A 13,519-nucleotide genomic window follows, 5' to 3' on the forward strand; every position below is an offset into this window, starting at 1 on the left:
ACAGCGACGGTCACGCCCGCGTCCAGCAGGCGGCGGGCGTCCGCCACGCGGCGCGGGTGGAGAACCCGGCGCCGGGCAGAGCGTGGCGACGGTGGAGGAGTGCGCGAGGGCGTCGACGTCCGCAACCGTGAGGTGGGTGCAGTGGTCGGCGCTGGCCGCGTCAGAGCTCCACGGCGAGCTGCACGCCGGGGCCGTACGAGAGCTGGTTGGCGTGGATGTGCGGAGCCCCCGGCCCGCCCCGCCGTGAGGATCGCGCGGGCCTGGTCGCCGTCGAAGGCGCCCTTCTCGCAGAAACACGTCGATCCAGCGGGCGTGGCCGGGCGCAGGCGTGTTCAGCATCTCCTGTCACCAGAGCGACGTAGGCGGCCGGGTCAGTCGGCGAGGCTCGTGAGACGATGTGCGCCGAGGTAGGTGGTCTCGTCGGTGGCGGGCCGCACGCAGCGCGTGGGCCCGTCCCCACGGTCAGGCCGTGTTTGACTTGGTCTCGAAGGTGGTGGTGCCTCTGGCGAGCCTCGCGGAGGTAGCGGGCGAGGTTGGCTTCCAGTTCCGCGTCGGTGGCGGCGCGGGTCAGTGGCGACGGTGGTGCGTGGATACCCTCGCCCCCGCCTGGTGGGCCGGCCGACATGTGGTTGAATCCCGGCGGTGGTCGCCCGCGAAGACGAGGTGGGAGTGGGAGTCGACGAAGCTGGGACGGCGGGCCCGTCCGGCGGCGTCGACCTGGTTGTCAGTGGCGGTGCTTTGTTGGTTTCACTGACCCAGGCGATGCGGTCGCCGTCGATGATCACGCGGCCGCGTCCCGATCAGGCCGAGGGGGATCCGTCACCGAGGGAGGGGCCGTCGACCAGACTGGCGATAGGGTGATGAGCGTGGGTCGTGCCGTGGGTTTCGGCGCGACGGTGCTGTTCGTCGCGTCGGGACCGGCGGTCGCCGGGGATGTCCATCGGCCTGTTGCCGCTGTTCATGGCGAGGGGGTCTCCTTCGGGCGGGTCGGCCGGGTGGGGCGGGGCGGCCGGGCGGTCCTGGGCGCCCACCAGGCGGGGCGGGCCGGTTCAGTCGTACAGGGCGGCGATGGACCCGCCAGCGCTCGCGCCACGTCCGCACCCGGCGTGGGCCCCGTCCGTACGACGTGGCGGCCCGCCACGACCGTGTGCCGCACTCTTGCCGCGGACGCGGCGAATACCTGTCTCGGCCGCCAGACGGGGTGGCGGCCCTGCCGTCCCGACGGTGTCCAGCGACCGTCGTGAAGTCGGCGAGCGCTGGCCCAGGCGGCCCGCATCGTGCCAAAGCCGAGGGCGGCCTGGCCGTCGGCGGTGGCGGCGCAGCAGCGCGGCGGCGGTCCAGTGGCCGCGGGTGCGGGTGCGGAGCCGTTCGTCTGCTCATCGCGCGCGCCTCCAGCAGGTCGATGACCGCGGGCTGTCGGAGCCGAGCGACAGGGGCCGCCCGCCCGCTGGAGCGCGGCGGCCGGGCCGATGCCGTCGGCGAGGTCCCGCTCGGTCGTCGGGCACATGCACGCGCCGGGCGCCCGCGGCGCCGAGGACGGCGATGTCCTCGTCCGTCAGGTGGGTGGCGTGAACGGCGTGGTGGTCGCCCGCCAGAAGTCAGGCGTCGTGGAGCAGCCGTGCCGCGCGGCTGCACGGCGCGGCACGCCCCTGCTCGGCGGGCTGCTCAGAGGTGGATGTGCACCGGAGGCCGTCGGTGCGGGTCCGCGAATGGCGTAGCCGTCCTCGTCGGAGAAGGCCCGCACGGAGTGGGAGGGCGGCCCCGACGCGTGCTCGCGCGGGCTTGAGCGGGCGGGACCACCGCTCGTACCACCTGCTGGCGGTGCTGTCGCCGAAGCGCAGCTGGGGGCCTTCCAGGGCGGTAGCCGTCTGCGGTGAGCCTGCCGTGGAGGTAGGCGTCGAGGAGGGTGATGCGGATGCCCGCCCGGCGGTGGCGATCAGCGCCTCGCCCATGGCGTTGGGGTCGGCGTAGGGCGTGCCGCCCGGGCGTGGTGCAGGTAGTGGAACCCACCGACGGAGGTGATGCCACAGGAGCTATCTCGGCGTGGCCACGGCGCGCGCAGGGCGTGGTACGTGTCGGGGTGAGCCGTGCCGCCGCCTGGCGCATGGTGTCGCGCCACGTCCAGAACGCGTGCCGGAGCCGACCTGGACGCGGCCGCGCAGGGCCCGGTGGCGTGGCTGTGGCTGTTGGCGAGTCGGAGGGTGAAGCCGCGCAGGACGGCGGCGCCGGGCGGCGGGCGGTGTCCCCTGCGGACCGCGGTGAGGCGCTCCGTCGGCGGTCTCCAGGACGACCCCGGGGGCGACGCGGCCGTCCGGCAGCCAGGCGTGCCCGGCCCAGTAGTGGCGGCGGTCATGGCATGCCAGGCTCCTCCAGGACGTCGGCGAGGGCGTGGACGCCCGCCACGCAGTCGTCCCCGGCGGCGGTCTCCGGCCGGGGAGTGCGAGACGCCCGTGCTGCGTGGACGAACGCAGCATCGCCGTGGAGGATCGTGCCGCGCCAGGACACCCGCGTCGTGGCCCGCGCCGCGTGCCGAGCACCGGCACGCGGCTCCTGGGACGCCGCCCAGGATCGCTGGCCAGCTCGTCGCGCAGGGCGTGCGTCGAACTCCACGACCGGCGTGAACGACTCTTGCGGACGAGCGACGAGGTCCACGCGCCGTGCGGCGGCGGCGTCCGCGCGGGCCGCCTTCGGGATGGCGGCCGTGACCGTGTCGTCAGGGCGCCTGTCCTGGTCGGCGGCCCGGGAGTCGAGCCAGCCGCGGACGAGGGAGGGGATGGCGTTGACGCCGTTCGGCTCCACCGCGATCCTTGCCGAACGTCGCTACGCGCGCGCGGCGAGTCGGCCTCGCGGCGGGCGGCCAGGACCGTCTCCGCGTAGCGAGCATCGGGTCCCTGCGGTCCACCAGGCGGGTGGTGCCCGCGTGGTTGGCCTCGCCGCGGAAGTCGAAGCGCCAGCGGCCGATGCGGCCAGATGCGGGCTGGCGATGCCGACCGCGTCACCCGACAGGTCGAGCGCGCGGCCCCTGCTCCACGTGGAGTTCGATGAACGCGCCGATGCGGGCGAGCCGGTCGTGGTCGGGGCCGATCGTCTCCGGGTCGTACCCGGCCCGCTCCATCGCCTGCGGAAGGCTCGCGTCCGTCGGCGTCCGTCAGTGCGTGCGCCTGCTCGGCGGTGAGGACGCCGGGACGTGAGGCGGGGAGCCCACGCAGAGCCAGGCCGAAGCGGGCGCCCTCCCTCGTCGCCGAAGTTGGTGATCGCGAGCGGTTTGGTGAACTCCACTCCCCTGTGGCGGAGTTCGTCCAGGGCGGCGAACGAGGAGACGACGCCGAGGGGGCCGTCGAAGGCGCCGCCGTCGGGGACGGAGTCCAGGTGGGGGAGCCGGTCACGACGGCGTCCCCCGGCGTCCGGGTCGCCGAGCCAGGCCCACTGGTTGCCGTTGCGGTCCGGTTCGTAGGTCAGGCCCGCGGGACTCGGCCTGGGCCTTGAACCAGGCGCGGCAGTCGGCGTCCGCCGCGGTCCAGGGCGTAGCGCCGGTAGCCGCCGCTGTGCCGGTTCCGGCCGATGGGGTGCAGTTCGCCCACATCTCCGTGAAACCGGGCGGCACCGGCACCGGCACCGGTGTTACGGGCGCGGGGCCCTGCCCCGGACTCGCCGCTCAATCGCCGGAGGGGCTTGATCGGCCGGAGCCGCTTGAGTGGCCAGGGTCGCTTGGTGGCCGGGCCGCTTGATCCGGTCACTCGCCCTCCCGCATCGGCACCCGCACGCCGCGCTCGGCCGCGACCTCGGCCGCGTGCTCGTAGCCCGCGTCGACGTGGCGGATGACGCCCATCGCCGGGTCGTTGGTGAGGAGGACGCGCTCGATCTTCTGGGCGGCGAGGTCGGTGCCGTCGGCGACGCGGACCTGGCCCGGCGTGGATGGGAGCGGCCCATGCCGACGCCGCCGCCGTGGTGGAGGGGAGACCCACGAGGCGCCCGAAGCCGTGTTGACCAGGGCGTTCAGGAGCGGCCAGTCGGCGATCGCGTCGGAGCCGTCGCTCATGGCCTCGGTCTCGCGGTACGGGAGGCCACCGAGCCCGAAGTCGAGGTGGTCGCGGCCACGATGGCGACCGGGGCGGACGGCTCGCCGCTGGCGACCATCTCGTTAAACTGCAGGCCCGCCAGGTGGCGTTCGCCGTAGCCGAGCCAGCAGATGCGCGCCGGGAGGCCCTCGAAGGAGATGCGCTCGGCGGCCATGTCGAGCCAGCGGTGCAGGGTGCTTGTTGTCCGGGAACAGCTCCTTGATCGCGGCGTCCGTCTTGCGGATGTCCTCCGGGTCGCCGGACAGGGCCGCCCAGCGGAACGGGCCGAGGCCCTCCTCGAAGAAGGGGACGGATGTGCGCCGGGACGAAGCCCGGGAAGTCGAAGCGCGCGCTCGCAGCCGGCCTTGCGGGCCTCGTCGCGGATCGAGTTGCCGTAGTCGAAGACCTCGGCGCCCTTGTCGAGGAAGCCGACCATCGCCTCGACGTGCAGGCGCATCGAGTGCCGGGCCTTGTCGGTGAAGCCGGCCGGGTCGGCCTCGCGCTCCTGTCCCAGTCCTCGACGGAGATGCCGACGGGAGGTAGCGCGAGCGGGTCGTGGGCCGAGGTCTGGTCCGTGACGATGTCGATCGGGGCGTCGCGGCGCAGCAGTTCGGGGAAGACCTCGGCCGCGTTGCCGACGACGCCGATGGACAGAGCCGCGGCGCTCGTCGCGGGCCTGGACCGCCAGCTCCAGGGCGTGGTCGAGGTTGTCGGCCTTGACGTCGAGGTAGCGGGTGCCGATGCGGCGGTCGATGCGGGTCTCGTCGACGTCGACGCAGATCGCGACGCCCTCGTTCATGGTGACCGCGAGGGGCTGGGCGCCATCCATGCCGCCGACGCCGGCGGTGAGGGTGATGGTGCCGGCCAGCGTGCCGTGTGAACTTCTTGCGGGCGACCGCGCCGAAGGTCTCGTAGGTGCCCTGGACGATGCCCTGCGAGCCGATGTAGATCCACGAACCGGCCGTCATCTGGCCGTACATGGTGAAGGCCCTCGGCCTCCAGCTTGCGGAACTCCTCCCAGTTGGCCCAGTCGCCGACCAGGTTGGAGTTGGCGAGGCAGCACGCGCGGCGCCCACTCGCTGGTGCGCAGCACGCCGACCGGCTTGCCCGGACGCTGGACGAGGAGGGTCTCGTCCGACTGAGCGTCTTCAGCGTGCGCACGATCGCGTCGAACGCCTCCCAGGACGCGGGCCGCCTTGCCGGTGCCGCCGTAGACGACGAGCTTGTCGGGTGCTCGGCGACCTCGGCGTCGAGGTTGTTCATGAGCATCCGCAGCGCACCCTGCTGCCACCCCAGGGTGTTGAGCTCGGTGCCGCGCGCGGGGCGCGTACTGGGGCGGGGTCCTGACATCGGCGGCCTCCTGGGTGCTCCATGTTGATGCGGATATTCACATCCCATGGCTGTCCTGAATAGTGCTAGTCATACAGTTCCCATGACAGCGGTTCGGGTGGTTGTCTCGGACGCACATGGCTGCCACCGGGACGCTTCCCCGCACCTCTCCACCCGCCGCGACCAGGCCGTACGGGCCGCCGTCGAGCACAGGACTGTCGGCCTCGGCCCTCCCGTGGCCGGGCTCCTCGACGTCACCGGCATCCGCGCCTCCGCGGCCGCCCTGCGCGCCGCCTTCGACGCGGTCGCCGCCCCCGGCACCCGGATCCTGCACGCTTCGCGGTGAAGGCGACGCCGCTCGTCCCGGTCCTGCGGCTGCTGCGCGAGGAGGGGCATCGGGGTGGAGGTGGCGAGCCCCGGCGAGCTGGCCCTGGCCCGCGCCGCGTGTGGTGCCGCCCACCCACACCGTCCTGGACTCCCCCGCCAAGACCACCGCCGAACTGCGCGAGGCCCTCGCCCTCGGCATCGCCGTGAACGCGGACAACGCGCAGGGAGCTGGCCCGCCTCGACGCCCTCTCGTGAGCTCCGCGCCCCACCCGCTCCCCCGCTCGGCGTCCGCGTGAACCCGCAGATCGGCGCCGGGTCGATCGGCGCCCTGTCGACCGCGACCGCCACCTCCAAGTTCGGCGTCGCCCTGCGCGACGAGGGGGCGCGGGCCTGGCTCGTGCGCGTACCTGGACCGGCCGTGGCTGACCCGGCTGCACGCACTCCGGGTCGCAGGGCGTGCCGCGCTGGAGCTGATGGCCGAGGGCGTGCGCGCACGACGTGCGAGCTCGCCGAGGAGATCAACGCGGCGGCCGGCCGGCAGCAGGTCGACACCCTCGACATCGGCGGCGGCCTGCCCGCGTCAACTTCGCCTCCGACGAGGAGACCACGCACGCGGCGTACGCGCAGGGCTGCTCGCCGCGACCGTGCCGGGCCTCTTCGACGGGCGGTACGGCATCGTCACCGAGTTCGGCCGGTCACTGCTCGCCAAGCACGGCACGCTGCTCGCCCTCGTCGAGTACGCGAAGGAGGCGGCGGCCGCCCGATCGCCGTCACCCACGCGGGCGTCCAGGTCGCCACCAGGACCGTGTACGCGCCCGCGTCGTGGCCGCTGCGGATCGCCGCGTACGACGCGAAGGGGCTGCCGAAGACCGGGCCCGCCGTCGCCCAGGACGTGGCGGGTCCGGCCTGCTTCTGCGCGGTGACCTGCTCGCCGAGAACCACGCGCTGCCGCTCCTGGAGGCGGGCGACTACGCCGCCGCGCTCGACACCGGCGCGTACTACTTCGCGCGCAGCACTACTCGTACAACTCGCTGGCCAGGCCGGGCGTCTACGGCTTCGCGGCGGACGCCGACGGCGAGGGTGCGGTTCGCGGCCGCGCGCGAGCCGCAGACGGTCGAGGAGATCGTCGCCGAGTCCGGCGGTGACCTGCGGCGGGGCCTGCGCGACCTCTGAGATTGCTCAACCCCCGCGCATCCGTGACGTGCGTCACGGGCATGACGTCCCCCTTCCAGGCACCCACCTCGGGGAGGCACCCGTGACGACGTCGTCCACGCCCACTTCCACCACACCGCCACCGTCCGGCGACGGCACCCTGCACCGCGCCATCGGCCCCAAGCTGCTGATCCTGTCTCGTGATCGAGCGACATCCTCGGCACCGGGATCTACGCGACCACCGGGAAGGTCGCGGGGAAGGTCGGCGGCGCGCTGTGGCTGCCGTTCGTGATCGGGTTCGTGGTGGCGATCCTGACCGCGGCCTCGTACGTCGAACTCGTCGGCAAGTACCCGAAGGCGGCGGGCGCCGCGCTGTACACGCAGAAGGCGTTCAAGGTCCCCTTCCTGACCTTCATCGTCGCGTTCATGGTGATGTGCTCGGGCCTGTCGTCGGCGAGCGCCGCCGCCCGCGCCTTCAGCGGCGACTACCTCCGGCGAGCTGACGAACGACGCGCTGCCGCCGACGCTGATCGTCATCCTGTTCGTCCTCGCGCTCGCCGCCCTCAACCTGCGGGCGTGAGCGAGTCCGTGAGCGAACGTCGTGCTGACGATGGTCGAGCTGACCGGACTGCTGATCATCCTCACCATCGGCGCGCACGCGAGTGCTGACCGGCGACGGAGAACCGTCGCGGCTCACCGAGTTCGAGGCGAGCGGGAGCGGATTCGCCCTGATGACCGGGGTGTTGGGGGCGACGGCGCTCGGGTTCTTCGCCTTCGTCGGCTTCGAGGACTCGGTCAACATGGCGGAGGACACCAGGATCCGACGCGACCTTCCCGCGCGCCATCTTCATCGGCGTCGCGGTGACCGGGACCATCTACGTCCTCGTCGCGATCGTGTCGTCGCTGCTCGTCGACCCACAAGACGCTGGAGTCGTCGAGCGGGCCGCTGCTGGAGGGTCGTGAAGGCGGGCGGGCTCGACTTCCCGCACAAGCTCTTCGCGCTCATCGCCCTGTTCGCGGTCACCAGCTCGGCGCTCATCAACATCATGATGGCCTCGCGGCTCTGCTACGGCATGGCCAACGAGCGGATCCCTGCCGCGCGCCATGGGCCAGGTGCTGCCCGCCCGCCGCACCCCCGTCGTCGGCATCGTCTTCGTGTCGCTGCTCGCGATCGGGCTGGTGTCGACCGGCGAGATCGAGGGCTCGGCGACACCACGGCCTTCCTGCTGCTGTGCGTCTTCGCCGTCGTCAACGTCGCGGTGCTCGTGCTGCGCAAGGACCGGGTGGAGCACCGGCACTTCCGTACGCCGACCGTGCTGCCGGTGCTCGGCGCCGTCACCGCGCTGATCCTGGCCAGCCCGCTCGCCGACCGGCCCGCCGAGGTCTACGTCAGGGCCGGGGTGCTCGTCGCCATCGGCATCGCCCTGTGGGCGGTCAACAAGCTGGTGATGAAGGCGCGCACGGAGGACTGAACACCCCGCACAGCACGCGTCGGCCGACCCGAACAGCCGTGACTTTCGGGCCGGTTGGCGGATTCTAGTCCCTCGGTACGCATGTTCCATCGGAAAATGCCAGAACCCTCACCAGGTCGCCGAACCGTGCGTAGCGTCGCGCTCACACACACCAGAAATACACCGACGTGGCGACGAAGTGGGGGGTTTCAGGCGTGCCCGGAATCGACGAGTGCCTGCTCGAGGTCATGCGGCTGCCGGGGGCCCGCGGTGCCGCCGTCGTCGACTGGACCAGTGGACTCGCCCTGGGCACCGTCGGCGAGTCGCCGAACAGGGGACCACGAGGCCACCGCCGCCGAGGCCGCGGAGCTCGCCCGGCTCGCCGCCGAGCACCGGGCCTTCGCGCCCGCCGACGGCAGCGACTGGACCGAGGGCTCCGCCGGCGACAAGGCGCCGCCCGTCGAGGACGTCATGGTGACGAACCGGGACGGCTACCACGTCCTGCGGTTCGTCCGGACCAGCTTCGACAGCAGCGTCTTCCTGTACCTGTGGCTGGACCGCGGGGGAGGGCAATCTCGCCCTCGCCCGGCTGCGGCTGTCCGATCTGGCGGACCGGCTGATCCTGGGATGACCTCCGCCCCCGCCCCGACGGGCGTCTCGCCGATGCTCAGCCGCCCGCGGCCGAGCAGTGCGACCGGCGCGCTGATCCGGGGAGAGCACGGCACCCTCTACCTGGAGGACGGCCATCGTGCACGCGGAGTCCCCCCGCGACGCCCGGCATCGACGTGCTGCTCACCGCGGGCGGCGCCGTCCAGGCCGAGGGCTGGTGGGAGGCGGTCGACCAGGCGGGGGCCAGGCAGCGCGTCGGGCGGACCTCGTCGAGCGCGGCCGGCTGACCGACGGGGCGCTCGAACTGTGCCATCTGGGCGCCCTGTTCGACGCGCCCGTACTTCACGCTCGCCCCGACCAGCGGTCTCGACCCGCTTCCGGTACGGTCTCGCACCGTTTCGGCACCGTGCGCCCGGTGCCGGTGGCCGCCGTCGAGCGGGAGACGCGAGCCGGCGCGAGCTGCTCCAGCGGATCTGGCCCGAGCCGGACACCGACACGGCGGCGCCTCACCCTGGGGCCCGACCCGGACCGGCCGGTGCCCGCGCGCCGGCGCCGCGTCCTCGACCTGGTCGACGGGTCCCGCACCGCGTCCCAGATCGCCCACCGCCCTGGGCAGGCCCGCCTTCCACACCCTGGTCGACCTGCGGCGGCTCGCCGCGGGCGGCCTGGTGGCCGCCGTCCCGCCACCCCCCCGGCGGCGACCACGCCCGTGCCCGAATGGGTCGCGCACAGCAGCGTCGAGGACCCCGACGTGGCTCTGCTGCGCCGGCTGCGCGCCGCGCTGGAGGCTCCCATGAAGCGCTCTCCGCCGCACCGGCCGAGCCGGCACCGAAGCTTCCGGAACTCCCGAAAGGAGATCGCCGATGGCCGACGAGGCCGAAGTCCTCGGCGAACTACAGAGGTTGAGAGTCCGGGTGCCCCAGGTCGCGGGGCACTCGCGGCCAGCGTCGACGGACTCGTGCTCGCCCAGGACACCCCCCGGCGTCGAACCGGAGGGCGTGGCGGCCCGACCCGCGGCGGCGCTCGGCGTCGCCCAGCGGCTCGCGGACGCCACCGCCCAGGGTGCCTTCCGGGAACTCCTGGTGCGCGGCACGGACGGCTACGTCGCGACGTACGCGGCCGGACACGGCCGTCCTCACGCTGCTCGCGGAGGACCGGGTCACCGTCGGCCGGCTCCATCTGGAGGGCGTGCCGGGCCGGCACCCGGATCGGCGAGCCCGTCGACGCGGCGCCCCCGAACCGCCCCGAGCCGGTCGTGCGCACCCGCGGCCGGGCCCTGCGCCCGCACGACCCCAGACCCGGAGGGCGAACTGCTCCGTCCGCACCCCGGTCCAAGCTCCCGGAGACCAACCTGCAGCCCCGAACGGCCCGTTGACCCGACGGAGCACCACGGAATCACGAACAGAAACAGCAGAAGAAACAGCAACAGCAGCAACTGGAAAGGAAGCCATCATGGCCAACACCGAGACCGCTCTCAAGGACGCCCCCTCGCCTCCATCGAAGGAGCCTCCGCCGCCGCCCTCGTCGACTACACGAGCGGGATGGCGCTCGGCACGATCGGCGGCTCCAAGAGCTTCGACCTGGAGGTCGCGGCCGCCGGCAACACCGATGTCGTCCGCTCCAAACTGCGCACCATGGAGCACCTCGGCCTGAAGGACGATCGAGGACATCCTGATCACGCTCGGCACGCAGTACCACCCTGATCCGGCTGCTCAAGGCCGGCGGCAACGGCCTCTTCCTCTACCTGGTGCTGGACAACCAACGCGCCAACCTGGCGATGGCGCGCCATCAGCTGAAGAAGATCGAGGCCGAACTGGAGGTCTGAGCAGACCGGCTGTCCGCGGGCTCAGCGGCGCCGCGCCCCCACCGCGCGCGGCGTCGCCCGCGAGGGTCCCGGTCCGCCGGCACGCCTTGACCTGCTTAAGCCGACGGGCGCGCCCGCGCGGGTGCCGAGCCAGTCGACGCGCAGCCACAGCAGTGCGTCGTCGTTCCGCCTCGCACCGCCTGAGCCACGCGGCCTTTCAGCCACAGTCCGGCACCCGCCCCCGGCGACCGCCATGCCGCCCGCGGCGGGCACCGCGAAGGCGCTGCCTGAGGGCCGCGCGAATGCGCGAGGGCCAGCCACCAGCGTGGTGGCCGCGTGCCGCCAGTTCCGTACGGTGACGGCCCGGTCCTTGGAGCACGTCGTGCTTCCCGGCGCGGGCCGCCGAGCCGGTGAGCGCGGTGTGCCGCCCGCGCCTGCCGTACGCCACCGCCGCCGCGACCACGAGGGACGGCACGGCGCCCGCCAGACACCGATCCGGCGTCCGGTGAGCCCGCCGGGCAGCAGCCCGATCGTGCCGCCGCGAGCACCGAGCCACCACAGTGCGGCTCCGGCGCGCACCACCACGGCGGTCACTGACCAGGGCCCTGCGCAGCGCGTCACCGTCGTCTCCCGCCGTAGGGCCGTGGTCGTAGACCGTCGACTCGGCCGCTTTCGGGCGGCGACTGAGGTGCGGGATTCTGAGGATCGAGAGGGTCTCGTGAGAGCCGGTCTCACTCGGCCGCGGGCACGGTCGCCGCCCAGGCGCTCCCGAGGAGCCGCGCAGCCGCTCCTCCGTCACGGACCCGCTCCTGGCGTGTAGACGACGAGGGTCTGGTCGGGTTCGCCGGAGACGGTCAACGTCTCGTACGGCATGGTGAGTTCACCGGCCACGGGTGCGTCATGCGCTTCGCGAACGTCTTCCTTTGACCTGGTGGTCCGCCCACAGCCGCCGGGAAGTCCTCGCTGGCCAGGGACAATCCTCGCCGACCAGTGCGGCTAGTTGGGGTTCCTTCTGGATGTAGGCCCGCATCGAGCCTGAGGTAGGCGACGGACCGGCGACCGCCGGCCACTCGGGGTAGAGGTCGCGGGCCGCGGGGTCGATGGAGACCTGGCGCGGCATGCTGTCCTGCTCCTGGGCGCCATCGTCCGAGAAGCCGAGGACGAGGGCGTCACCGAGCGCGTTCCAGGCGACGCGTCCATCCGGCGGCCGAGCATCACGAAACGCGCGGCGCCTTGTCGATGGTGTCAGCGAGCAGCCTGAGGCCGGGCCGCACCTGCTGTCTGCGGGCGGGCGGGCGCCTGCGCCGGGTCCGCGCTGGCCGGGCCACCGAGCAGCAGGTACGCGGCCTCAGAGTCGTCGAGGCGCAGGACGCGGGCGACCGCGTCGAGCACGGCGTCCGGAGACGGATCGCCGCGGCGTTCGAGCCGGATGTAGTAGTCGACGCTGACTCCCCGCGAGCGTGCGCTACCCTCCTCGCGGCGCAGGCCCGGCACGCGGCGCCGCCCGTGCCCCGGCAGCAGACCGACCTGCGTCCGTTGATCTGGGCAACCGCTCGCGACCTGAGGAAGTCGCCTGATGCACGCCGATGCGCCGCCGCCGTCCCCGCTGTCCCTGTGCTGCGTCCATAGTGAGCCGATCCCAGGGCACCCGCAAGTGGAGTCCATCCTGGTACTGCCAAAAACCCAGGAAAGCTCTGCTCCTGGGTGAGCGTGACCGCCGCAGGCTGGTGCCATGAATCGGACGACGTGGCCAGCACTCTCACCGGCCGCACCGCACTGATCACCGGCGCCGCCAGCGCGCACTTGTAGGCGAGGCCACCGCCCGGCTGCTCGCCGCGAACGGCGCCCGCGTCGCCCTGCTGGCCTCGCCGCGCCGACCGCCTCACGAGCTCGCGGCGAAGATCGGGGCCGATCGGCGGGCGAGGCGCCAGCGAAAGCCCACGGGACATCACCGACCAGAGACGTCGGTAGGACGCGGCGGCCGAGCGGCGTGCGCACCGCGTACGGCCGGGTCGACCTTGGTGGTGAACTTCGGCGGGCGTGATGCTCCCTGAACCTGGTCACCGACGGCCGGACGGACGAGTGGCAGCGGATGCTCGACACGAACGTCGCGGGCGCGCTGCGCGTCATCCGCGCCGTCACCCCCGACCTGATCGCGACGGCCGCCGGCGGCGGCACCGCGGACCATAGTCAACATCTCGTCGATCGGCGCGCACGTGCCGCTCCCGAACTACGCGGTGTACGAGCGCGACGAAGGCAGGCCCTGACGTACCTGTCGCAGTCGCTGCGCACGGAACTGGGCCCGCGCGACGTGCGCGTCACGAACATCGAGCCGGGCCTGACCGACACGAGCTGGGCCTCCCCACGTCGACAACGCGGAGCTCTCCGGGCCAGCTGGACGGCATGTTCGAGGCTCTCATCGGCCTCTCGTCGGACTGACGTCGCGGACCTCATCGCCTACACGACGAGCCGCCCCCGGCGTCGTGAACCTGCGCCAGGCGATCGTCCCTGCCGACCCGGCAGGCGTGACCACTCCTCCCAGGCGGACGACTCGGGGCGCCGGTCGCGCCGCCGCCGCCACAGGTGCCCGGCGTGCAGCGCGTTCACGCCCACGATGCCGCGGGCGATCAGCAGGCCCGGCAGGTGCGCGCGTTGACCACGGCGAGTCGCGGAGAGCGGGATCGCGAGGACGAGCGGGACGATGGCGAAGCCGAAGCGTTCGCAGTTGTCGCCGCCGCCGCGGGGTTCCGGCTGACCCGGGCCACGACCACCTGCTGCTCGGCCAGCTG

General features: G+C 73.1%; 5 protein-coding genes and 12 pseudogenes. 6 read left to right on the forward strand and 11 right to left on the reverse strand.

What is annotated here, in order from left to right; genetic code table 11:
- The 8 genes and pseudogenes from RBJ77_RS56775 to RBJ77_RS56810 all read right to left on the reverse strand — a co-directional run.
- A pseudogene (locus tag RBJ77_RS56775) lies at nt 1-962 on the reverse strand (imidazolonepropionase); the annotation flags it as partial.
- A gap of 113 nt (nt 963-1,075) precedes the next feature.
- A pseudogene (locus tag RBJ77_RS56780) lies at nt 1,076-2,363 on the reverse strand (formimidoylglutamate deiminase); the annotation flags it as partial.
- A pseudogene (locus tag RBJ77_RS56785) lies at nt 2,350-3,581 on the reverse strand (allantoate amidohydrolase). The pseudogenes RBJ77_RS56785 and RBJ77_RS56780, both read right to left, overlap by 14 nt.
- Nucleotides 3,582-3,733: 152 nt before the next feature.
- Nucleotides 3,734-4,233: pseudogene (locus RBJ77_RS56790) on the reverse strand (hypothetical protein).
- Nucleotides 4,142-4,417: a hypothetical protein gene (locus tag RBJ77_RS56795; RefSeq protein ID WP_372352180.1), complete on the reverse strand. Its 276-nt coding sequence runs from the start codon at nt 4,415-4,417 to the stop codon at nt 4,142-4,144. The pseudogene RBJ77_RS56790 and the gene RBJ77_RS56795 overlap by 92 nt, the downstream one beginning before the upstream one ends.
- 32 nt (nt 4,418-4,449) lie before the next feature.
- Nucleotides 4,450-4,712 (reverse strand): annotated as a pseudogene (locus tag RBJ77_RS56800) (urocanate hydratase); the annotation flags it as partial.
- Nucleotides 4,713-4,776: 64 nt separating this feature from the next.
- Nucleotides 4,777-4,887, reverse strand: a pseudogene (locus tag RBJ77_RS56805) (hypothetical protein); the annotation flags it as partial.
- Nucleotides 4,854-5,456 (reverse strand): hypothetical protein, encoded by a 603-nt coding sequence (locus RBJ77_RS56810; protein WP_372352169.1) that lies wholly within the window; start codon nt 5,454-5,456, stop codon nt 4,854-4,856. The gene RBJ77_RS56810 and the pseudogene RBJ77_RS56805, both read right to left, overlap by 34 nt.
- Before the next feature lie 34 nt (nt 5,457-5,490).
- On the opposite strand from RBJ77_RS56810, the pseudogene RBJ77_RS56815 reads away from it, so the two are divergent.
- The 5 pseudogenes from RBJ77_RS56815 (at nt 5,491) to RBJ77_RS56835 (ending at nt 10,751) form a co-directional block, all read left to right on the forward strand.
- Nucleotides 5,491-6,887 (forward strand): annotated as a pseudogene (locus RBJ77_RS56815) (diaminopimelate decarboxylase).
- An 82-nt stretch (nt 6,888-6,969) separates the two neighbouring features.
- Nucleotides 6,970-8,338, forward strand: a pseudogene (locus RBJ77_RS56820) (APC family permease).
- Between the two features lie 194 nt (nt 8,339-8,532).
- A pseudogene (locus RBJ77_RS56825) lies at nt 8,533-8,948 on the forward strand (hypothetical protein).
- 841 nt (nt 8,949-9,789) lie between these two features.
- A pseudogene (locus tag RBJ77_RS56830) lies at nt 9,790-10,301 on the forward strand (roadblock/LC7 domain-containing protein).
- Between the two features lie 77 nt (nt 10,302-10,378).
- Nucleotides 10,379-10,751 (forward strand): annotated as a pseudogene (locus RBJ77_RS56835) (hypothetical protein).
- A 37-nt stretch (nt 10,752-10,788) separates the two neighbouring features.
- On the opposite strand, the pseudogene RBJ77_RS56840 reads toward RBJ77_RS56835, so the two are convergent.
- From RBJ77_RS56840 to RBJ77_RS56850, 3 genes and pseudogenes are all read right to left on the reverse strand, one after another.
- Nucleotides 10,789-11,312, reverse strand: a pseudogene (locus RBJ77_RS56840) (hypothetical protein); the annotation flags it as partial.
- Nucleotides 11,313-11,628: 316 nt separating this feature from the next.
- Nucleotides 11,629-11,979: a hypothetical protein gene (locus RBJ77_RS56845; RefSeq protein ID WP_372352181.1), complete on the reverse strand. Its 351-nt coding sequence runs from the start codon at nt 11,977-11,979 to the stop codon at nt 11,629-11,631.
- Nucleotides 11,976-12,224: a hypothetical protein gene (locus tag RBJ77_RS56850; protein ID WP_372352170.1), complete on the reverse strand. Its 249-nt coding sequence runs from the start codon at nt 12,222-12,224 to the stop codon at nt 11,976-11,978. The genes RBJ77_RS56845 and RBJ77_RS56850 overlap by 4 nt, the downstream gene beginning before the upstream one ends.
- A 598-nt stretch (nt 12,225-12,822) precedes the next feature.
- Between RBJ77_RS56850 and RBJ77_RS56855 the strand changes: the two genes are divergently transcribed.
- Nucleotides 12,823-13,386: an SDR family oxidoreductase gene (locus tag RBJ77_RS56855; RefSeq protein ID WP_372352171.1), complete on the forward strand. Its 564-nt coding sequence runs from the start codon at nt 12,823-12,825 to the stop codon at nt 13,384-13,386.
- The last annotated feature ends 133 nt before the right edge of the window (nt 13,387-13,519 follow it).

The sequence above is a fragment of the Streptomyces sp. KL116D genome (genome assembly GCF_030766975.1).
Taxonomy (GTDB): domain Bacteria; phylum Actinomycetota; class Actinomycetes; order Streptomycetales; family Streptomycetaceae; genus Streptomyces; species Streptomyces longispororuber_A.

Bases quoted from the DNA above. Each gene is read 5' to 3' on its own strand.
- RBJ77_RS56810 (WP_372352169.1), bottom strand. From the start codon at position 5,456: ATGGGATGTGAATATCCGCATCAACATGGAGCACCCAGGAGGCCGCCG.
- RBJ77_RS56855 (WP_372352171.1), top strand. From the start codon at position 12,823: ATGCTCGACACGAACGTCGCGGGCGCGCTGCGCGTCATCCGCGCCGTC.